Here is an 8911-nt window from a genome sequence, read left to right as displayed (position 1 = left end):
CATCTTGACCTTGAGTTATCAGATTGCTATAACCGCGATCTTTTTCTTCATTACCAACATATTTATTAGTTGCTAGAATAGGTTCTGTGGAAACTTTCTTATTGCCTACTTTAATCACTTTTGGTTGCATTTCAGTTGTAACTCTTTCAGACTCAACAGGATCTGTTAATTCACCTGTATACGGAGCTACAGTATAAGTAGTTGTGATAGTTTTCACACCTTCTTGACCAGCCACTTCTTGTCTAGACTCAAAAGGAATTGTCTCATCAGCACGATAAATTGTCGCTATAGGTATTTCTTCAGTTCTTGTCGTAGTATTATTCACTGGTTGCCATAATGGTTGTAAAGTAATCGTTTCACCTGGTTGAACAGCATCGCGCGTCAATAGGTTTGTTCCGTCTTTTGACCACCCTAGGAATTTATGATTTTGTTTTGGTTGACTCGGTCTTGATAATGTTGGTAATGCGGTATCACTTGGAGTCACCTTAACTGGAGTAAAGTTCTCACCTTGGAATGTCAAAGTTGCATTTGATACTTCACGTACCCACGTTCCAGCAGTTGCAGTTGAGTTACCAGCGTATGCATTCGCCCAATCTGAAACCGTATACGTGTGTTCTTTATCCTCAACCTTGTGCCATTTATCGGTATATTGGTTGCCGTAGGAGTGAGTTGTCGGTATCGTTCTAATCCCATCAGCTTTAAATTTATCTCCGAGTTTAAGTTCTTTAAGTTTTATTGTACCATTGAACATAAGTCCCATATTTGTTACTTTACTTGTATCAAAATGCGTCACATCTAAATTAGTTAATTTAGACATACCATTGAACATACCTCCCATATTCGTTACTTTACTTGTATCAAAATGCGTCACATCTAAATTAGTTAAGTTAGCCATACCATTGAACATAACTCCCATATTCGTTACTTTACTTGTATCAAAATGTGTCACATCTAAATTAGTTAAGTTAGACATACCATTGAACATAGATCCCATATTCGTTACTTTACTTGTATCAAAATGCGTCACATCTAAATTAGTTAAGTTAGACATATCATTGAACATACCTCCCATATCCATTACCTTACTTGTGTCAAAATGCATCACATCTAAATTAGTTAACTTATTCATACCTCTGAACATATACCGCATATTCGTTACTTTACTTGTATCAAAATGCATAGTATCAAAAGTTAACGGATTAAAGCCTCCATTAGTTTGAGCACCATCTCTAAGATAATATTTAGAAAATAGCCACGCACTATTTTCAGGCGCATAAACCTTATCCGCAAAACCAACATGCTTAATTTGTTCACCATAATTAACTTTCCAAGTAGATTCACCAGAATTATTCGTCAACGTATCCTTACCAACTTCTGGCTTAAACAATAGATACCCGTTTCCATATAATTCCCAAGGCACACCGTCTTCACCATGAGCAATCACGTTACCTTCTGGTTGAAGTGTTGTACTAACATCTCTCTTCCCACGTCTAGAACGTGTTACAGAAGTAGACTCTCTAAAAGAACTAGGCGACACTTCATCGGTTGCAGCTTTTGGTTCGACATTATCTTTCAAACCAGTCAATACACCTTCTGTCGCAGCTTTTGATTCAGTAGCAGCTTTTGGTTCAATATTATCTTTCAAGCCAGTCGATAAACCTTCAGTGTCAGATTTTGGTTCAGTAGCAGCTTTTGGTTCAACAGAAGATTCACTTTCACTTCGAGCATTATTAGACACCGAACTATCTTTTTCCACCACACTTACAGTTGTATTATTCTCATGAGCCGAAGCATCACTACCGGCTACAAAAAATAAAACGCCAATAACAGCAGACGCAGCACCTAAACTTTTATATTTTCTTATTGAAAATTTCTCTTTTCTATCTCTTTTCATCAATAAACCTCATTTCTTTCTTTATAAATTAAAATTCAAACATTTTGATATAATTATACCATATTTAAAATTCAAAATAAAACAGAAAGCTCATATTTCATCGGCTGTGAGCGTGTTTTTTTTTTTTTTATTAAAACTATAAATATTTTGTTATTCATTAGTGAGTGCCATAACATTTATATTTACTCAGTTAAAAAATTTTAAAGCATTTTATTTGTTTTAACTTCTTCTTTTACACCGAGTTTTGATATAAATAAAAGGGGCGACCCAAAAGGTCAGTAAAAAAAGAAGTAACGAGAAAAAAACTCGGTACTTCTTTTTAAAATCAATAAACAAAAAATCATCCCCATGATATAATAATAGCATAACCAAAAAATCAAAGGAGAATTAGCTGATTTTATTGGGAAATATTTTTCATTTTTTAGAATTCCCATCAAAAATCATTCAAAAAGGGAGCGACTCAAAAATCGTGATTTCTTAAGAAACAAGATTTTGCCGAGTCACCCCCGCACAGTTTATTAAATATCTAAAAAGCTTTCATAAAGTGAATTTAGATATCAATAAACCACTGCGTCTATGAGTTATCATATGCACTTTTTTAAACTTTAGGACTTTTGGGGCAGCCCCTTTTAATTATTTATAAATTACATTTAGGAGGAAGAATTTATGTCAGACAATTCAAAATGGAGTTCTAAAATAGGTTTCATACTTGCTTCTGCTGGTTCAGCTATAGGTTTAGGAGCGGTTTGGAAGTTCCCATATATGACGGTAGCAAATGGTGGAGGTGGATTCTTACTAGTATTTCTTATCTTTACATTATTAATCGGTCTACCACTACTTCTTGCTGAATTCGTACTAGGTCGCGGTGCTGGAGTATCAGCGATTAAAACTTTTGGTAAACTTGGAAAAAATAAAAATTATAATATTATTGGTTATGTAGGTGGATTCGCCCTATTCATCTTATTATCATTCTACAGTGTTATTGGTGGATGGATTTTAGTATATCTTGGTATTTCGATTGCAGATGCTCTTGGAGTGCACACCACTACTGATCATGCGGCCCTTTTTGTTAGTATTATTTCTAATACTTGGATTGCATTAGGAGCACAAGCATTGTTCATCTTATTAAATATCATTATAGTTTCTCGTGGTGTTCAAAAAGGTATAGAAAAAGCTTCAAAAATTATGATGCCACTATTATTCATTATATTCCTAATAATTATCGCAAGATCATTAACTTTACCTAATGCAATGAGTGGTGTTACTTATTTCTTAAAACCTGATTTTTCTAAAATCACAAGTTCTGGTATATTATTCGCACTAGGACAATCATTCTTCGCACTGTCAATCGGGGTTACAGCTATGCTTACATATGCATCTTACCTTGATAGAAGAACTAACCTAGTCCAATCTGGTATCTCTGTTGTATTAATGAACATTGCAGTCTCTGTAATGGCTGGATTAGCAATCTTCCCTGCGATGAGTTCATTTGGAATGGAGTCTGAAGGTGGACCAAGTTTATTATTCATTGTACTGCCTCAGCTGTTCAACAATATGGCATTTGGTAAAATTTTCTACATCTTATTCTTAATATTATTCTTATTCGCTACTATTACTTCGTCAGTAGTTATGTTAGAGATAAATGTAGGAAATATTACAAATCAAAAAAATACTAATCGTACTAAATTCAGTGTAATCATCGGTATCTTAACTTTCGTTATCGGTATCCCATCTGCACTTTCTTATGGTTCACTATCTAATACATTAATATTCGGAAAAACAATTTTCGACTTAATGGATTTCTTAGTATCTAATATTTTAATGCCGCTTGGTTGTCTTGCATTATCAATATTCACAGGATATGTCCTTGACAAGAAAGTAGCACAAGAACAATTAAATGTTAATGAGGATAATAAGATAAGCATATTGTTATTCAAAACATGGTTGTTCTTACTAAGATACATACTACCAATTATTATCCTTATCGTTTGTCTAGCACAATTCTTATAAATATTATTAACTAAAACTATCACATTGTATGTTTAATATTTTGTGATAGTTTTTCATTTTGTAATTGACAATCGTTTTCATTAGTGTTAATATTAAGTCATGAATTAAATATTTCTTCGGGGTCGGGTGAAAGTCCCAACCGGCGGTGACTAGTTTACTAGAAGTCCGTGAGCGCAAGCTGATCTGGTGAGATTCCAGAACCGACAGTATAGTCTGGATGGGAGAAGAAATTAGTAGTATTAGGATAAATATACCTAATACTTATTAACAATATCTATTTAGTCTATAATGCACTTTCATACATTAAGGTCTATTTATCAAATATAAAACTAACCATCAATCCCGATTAAATTTGATTTTCAAATATAGTTGGGGTTTTTATTTTTAAAAGGAGTTGATACTATGCATGAATATTTTATGAATCTTGCTCTACTTGAAGCCAAGCGTGGTTCTAAGTATACTCATACTAACCCTTTAGTCGGAGCAATTATAGTAAAAGATAATGAAATTATCGCAAGAGGTTCACATCTTCGTTATGGATGTGAACATGCTGAAAAAAATGCAATTTCCACTTGCAAAACTCCTGAAAAATTATTTAATTCAACACTATACGTTACTCTCGAACCTTGCAACCATAAAGGTAAACAACCTCCATGCACAGAGGCTATCTTAAAAATGGGTATCTCTAAGGTAGTTGTTGCTCAATTAGATCCTAATCCTATCGTTAGTGGAAAAGGAATTAAATATTTGCAAGATAATGGTATAGAAGTAATAACTGGTGTCCTTGAAAAAGAGGCTTATAATTTAAACTACGCTTATAATCTATTTCATACAGAAAAAAGACCTTATGTAGTTTTAAAACAAGCCATTAGTCTCGATGGAAAACTAGCCTTTACTAATGAAAGGACTCAAATTACCGGTGAAAAAGTCTACGACTTCGTAAGAAGTGAACGAGATAATTATCAAGCGATTCTTGTAGGTGCAAAAACTGTATTAATAGACAATCCAAAATTAACTGGAGCTAATACATCATTATTCCCACCAAAAAGAATTGTATTAGATGCTGAAGGCTCTATCTTTAAACAAAGTAATCTGAAGCTATTTAAAGATAGTTCATCTGAAGTCATAGTATTTTCAAAGTTTAGTCATGAAAATCTTCCTTCTCATGTAACCGTTATAACACCAAAAGAATTTAGTATAAATGAAATAGTCGCTGAAATAGCGAAACTTGGTATCCAATCAGTTTATGTTGAAGGAGGCCCTTCTATTCACGATCAATTCCTTGCTAGCGGTTGTTGGGATGAGGTCATAACTTATATCTCTCCTATTCTTTTAGGCGGAAATAACACTTCATCATTCACTAGTAGTAGGATGACAAATGAAAAAATAGAACTTCAAGATACTAAAGTTACAAAACTCGGTAATGATATAAGAATCTCAGGAAGGAGAGTATCTCAATGTTTACAGGATTAATAAAAGAACAAGGAAAAATAGTAAAGATTATTAAATCTAGTCATAGTATAAAACTAACTATTCAAGCAAGTAAAAATTTACTAGAAACTTATAAAATTGGTGATAGTATGGCAGTGAACGGTGTGTGTCTGACTTGCATTCAAAAAAGTTCATCTCAATTTACAGTAGATATTATGCCAGAAACATATAAAAGAACAACGTTTAAAGATTTAAAAATAAATGATGCTGTCAATCTAGAACCCGCAATGGGCCACTCTGATAGATTTGAAGGACATATAGTCTCTGGACACAGTGATGGTTTAGCACAATTAGCCGCAAGACAAAAAGACGAAAATGCTATCCTACTTACTTTCTCTTACCCTAGTAAATTTCAAGGTGAAATTATAAACCAAGGCTCAATTACCATTAATGGGATAAGCTTAACAGTGGTAACATGTGATAACAACAAATTTACAGTATCTCTAATTCCACATACAGCTAAGCATACAAATTTAGAGAAATTAAAAATTGGAGATAGCGTAAATATAGAGACAGATATATTAGCAAAATACATAAAAGCTCAATTAAAACTATTTGGAGGAAAGTTTAATGATTAATAACGTAAGACAAGCAATAGAAGATTTAAAAGCTGGAAAATTAATTGTTCTTATTGATGATGATGACAGAGAAGCTGAAGGAGATTTAGTAGGAATAGCGGAACTAGTTACTGGTGAAACTGTTAACTTTATGGCAAAACATGCACGTGGTTTAATTTGTGCACCAGTTTCAACTGAGATTGCAGAAAAATTAAATCTACACTCTATGCTAGATAAAAACACAGACCCTCATGAGACGGCTTTTACTGTAAGTATAGACTACAAAACATCAACTACAGGAATATCAGCTTTTGAAAGAGCAACAACTATAAAAGAATTAGCAAATCCGAATTCTAAACCAGAGGATTTCAATAGACCTGGTCATATGTTCCCACTTATCGGTCGCGATGGTGGAATTAAAGTTCGTCGCGGTCACACAGAAGCAAGTTTAGATTTAGCTAGACTAGCTGGTTGTTCTGAAGCAACATATATCTGTGAAATTATGAATGAAGATGGAACTATGGCTAGAAGAGATGACTTATATGAATTCGCTAAAAAATGGAATTTAACAGTCGTTGATTTAGACGAGTTAACACGTTTTTTGTCATTTAACGACAGCGTAAAAGTAAAGTTACCAACAGAATTTGGAGATTTTGATTTACAGCTGTTCGAAGACGAATTTAATAAAGAACATCTAATTATTAGTAAAGGTGATTTAAATTCTGAAGAACCGTTATTAATACGAGTTCATTCAGAGTGCTTAACTGGAGATATCTTCGCTTCTCACCGATGCGATTGCGGAGAACAACTGCATACTGCCCTTCAAAAAATTTCTGACTTAGGTCGTGGAGCGATTCTTTACCTTCGACAAGAAGGACGAGGAATAGGATTACGTAATAAACTTCTTGCTTATCAACTACAAGAGCAAGGTGTCGACACTTACGAAGCTAATGTTCAACTAGGTTTTGCTCCCGATGAAAGAGACTACACTATAGCGGTAGACATACTTGATTACTTAGGTATTAAATCTGTAAAACTTCTTACGAATAATCCAGATAAAGTAGAACAGCTAAGTTCTTTAGGAATAAATGTAGTAGACCGTGTTCCAATAAACATAAAACCACAAAAAGAAAATAAATACTATTTACAAACAAAAAAAATTAAATTTAATCATTTATTAGATATATAAGGAGAATATTATTATGACAACATTTGAAGGAAAATTTATAGGAAAAGATATTAAAGTAGCGATTGTAGTAGCTCGTTTTAACGAATTTATTACTTCTAAATTATTAGGTGGAGCTAAAGACACACTTATTAGAAACGAAGTAAAAGAAGAAAATATCGATGTATACTGGGTACCAGGGGCATTTGAAATTCCATTTATTACTAAAAAGTTAGTGGTTACAAATAAATACGATGGTGTTATTACATTAGGAAGTGTTATTCGTGGAAGCACTAGCCACTACGATCTAGTTTGTAATGAGGTAGCAAAAGGTGTTGGTCACATTAGTCTACACAGTGATATTCCTGTTATGTTTGGTGTTATAACTACTGAAGATATCGACCAAGCTATTGAAAGAGCGGGATCAAAAGCAGGAAACAAAGGTAGCGACTGTGCTCAAGGTCTTTTAGAAATGATAGACTTAACTAAACAAATTTAATAAATAAACAAAGGCAGGCACTTGAATTTCAAGTTCCTGCCTACTTTATTATTCAGATTATTATTTAGAGTAATTTGGACTTTCTTTAGTAATTTGAACATCATGTGGATGAGATTCAATTAAACCTGCTCCTGTCATACGTACAAATTGTGAATTTTCACGAAGTGCACGTAAATCACGAGAACCAGTATACCCCATACCAGCACGTAATCCACCTATAATTTGGTAAATTGTTTCTGATACTGCACCTTTATATGGTGTACGTCCTTCAATACCTTCTGGTACTAATTTTTTACCATCTTCCTGGAAGTAACGGTCCTTAGAACCTTTTTCCATCGCTGAGATTGATCCCATTCCACGGTAGGCTTTGAATGTTCTACCTTGGAAGATCTCTAATTCACCTGGTGATTCTTCACATCCAGCAAGCATAGAACCCAACATTACTGCATGTCCACCAGCAGCGATAGCTTTTACTACATCACCTGTGTATTTAATTCCACCATCAGCAATAATTGTTTTTCCTAATTCACGAGCTACTGTCGCACAATCATAGATAGCTGTAATTTGTGGAACTCCTACCCCTGCAACCACACGTGTAGTACAAATTGACCCTGGTCCAATACCAACTTTAACAACATCAGCCCCAGCTTCGAATAAATCACGAGCAGCTTCTCCAGTTGCAACGTTCCCTGCAATAATATCTAAATTTGGATAGTTAGTTCTTAATGTTTTAACCGCATCTAATACACCTTTAGAGTGTCCATGAGCAGTATCAACAACAATAGCATCTACTCCAGCTTCTACTAAAGCATCTACACGATCAACTGTATCGTTAGTAATCCCTACAGAAGCAGCAACTAGAAGACGCCCTTTAGCATCTTTAGCTGAGGTAGGGTATTTTGCTAATTTTTCAATATCTTTAATAGTAATTAATCCTGTTAATTTCCCTGCTTCATCAGTTAAAATTAGTTTTTCAATTTTATGACTACGTAAAATTACGCTAGCTTCTTCTAAAGTAGTTTTCTCTGGAGCAGTAATAAGGTGCTCTTTAGTCATTACTTCACTAATTTTAATATCAAAATCTGTTAAAAATCTCATATCGCGGTTAGTAATAATTCCTACTACTCTCATATCATCTTTATTGTCAACAATAGGTACACCTGAAATTTTGTATTGTTGCATTAAATTCTCTGCCTCATACACTAAGCTATCTGGCGTAAGGAAGAAAGGATCTGTAATAACTCCACTTTCTGAACGTTTAACTTTTCTTACTTGTTCAGCTTGTTCTTCAATGC

General features: G+C 33.9%; 7 protein-coding genes and 1 riboswitch. Of the genes, 5 read left to right on the top strand and 2 right to left on the bottom strand.

What is annotated here, in order from left to right:
• Positions 1-1894 (bottom strand): BspA family leucine-rich repeat surface protein (locus RWS90_RS07290; protein WP_314550059.1); only part of this gene is annotated, 1894 nt, incomplete at its 3' end.
• 666 nt (positions 1895-2560) lie between these two features.
• On the opposite strand from RWS90_RS07290, the gene RWS90_RS07285 reads away from it, so the two are divergent.
• From RWS90_RS07285 to ribE, 5 genes are all read left to right on the top strand, one after another.
• The gene (locus tag RWS90_RS07285) at positions 2561-3904 is read left to right on the top strand and encodes a sodium-dependent transporter (RefSeq protein ID WP_314550057.1); all 1344 of its coding nucleotides are present in this window, start codon (positions 2561-2563) and stop codon (positions 3902-3904) included.
• Positions 3905-4012: 108 nt separating this feature from the next.
• Positions 4013-4137, top strand: a riboswitch (FMN riboswitch).
• Positions 4138-4306: 169 nt separating this feature from the next.
• Positions 4307-5377, top strand: a complete 1071-nt coding sequence (gene ribD / locus RWS90_RS07280; RefSeq protein WP_314550055.1) for a bifunctional diaminohydroxyphosphoribosylaminopyrimidine deaminase/5-amino-6-(5-phosphoribosylamino)uracil reductase RibD — start codon at positions 4307-4309, stop codon at positions 5375-5377.
• The gene (locus tag RWS90_RS07275) at positions 5362-5973 is read left to right on the top strand and encodes a riboflavin synthase (protein WP_314550053.1); all 612 of its coding nucleotides are present in this window, start codon (positions 5362-5364) and stop codon (positions 5971-5973) included. The genes ribD and RWS90_RS07275 overlap by 16 nt, the downstream gene beginning before the upstream one ends.
• Positions 5966-7141: a GTP cyclohydrolase II gene (ribA, locus tag RWS90_RS07270; protein ID WP_314550051.1), complete on the top strand. Its 1176-nt coding sequence runs from the start codon at positions 5966-5968 to the stop codon at positions 7139-7141. Before RWS90_RS07275 ends, ribA begins: the two co-directional genes overlap by 8 nt.
• Positions 7142-7154: 13 nt before the next feature.
• The gene (gene ribE, locus RWS90_RS07265; protein ID WP_314550049.1) at positions 7155-7616 is read left to right on the top strand and encodes a 6,7-dimethyl-8-ribityllumazine synthase; all 462 of its coding nucleotides are present in this window, start codon (positions 7155-7157) and stop codon (positions 7614-7616) included.
• Positions 7617-7676: 60 nt separating this feature from the next.
• Here the strand turns inward: ribE and guaB are convergent.
• Positions 7677-8911, bottom strand: a 1235-nt coding sequence (gene guaB, locus RWS90_RS07260; protein ID WP_314550047.1) for an IMP dehydrogenase, incomplete at its 5' end; no start/stop codon positions are given.

The sequence above is a fragment of the uncultured Gemella sp. genome (assembly GCF_963529685.1).
In the GTDB taxonomy this organism is placed as follows: domain Bacteria; phylum Bacillota; class Bacilli; order Staphylococcales; family Gemellaceae; genus Gemella.
The sequence above is the reverse complement of the archived record's forward strand: the minus strand, read 5'-3'. Positions and strand labels throughout refer to the sequence as shown.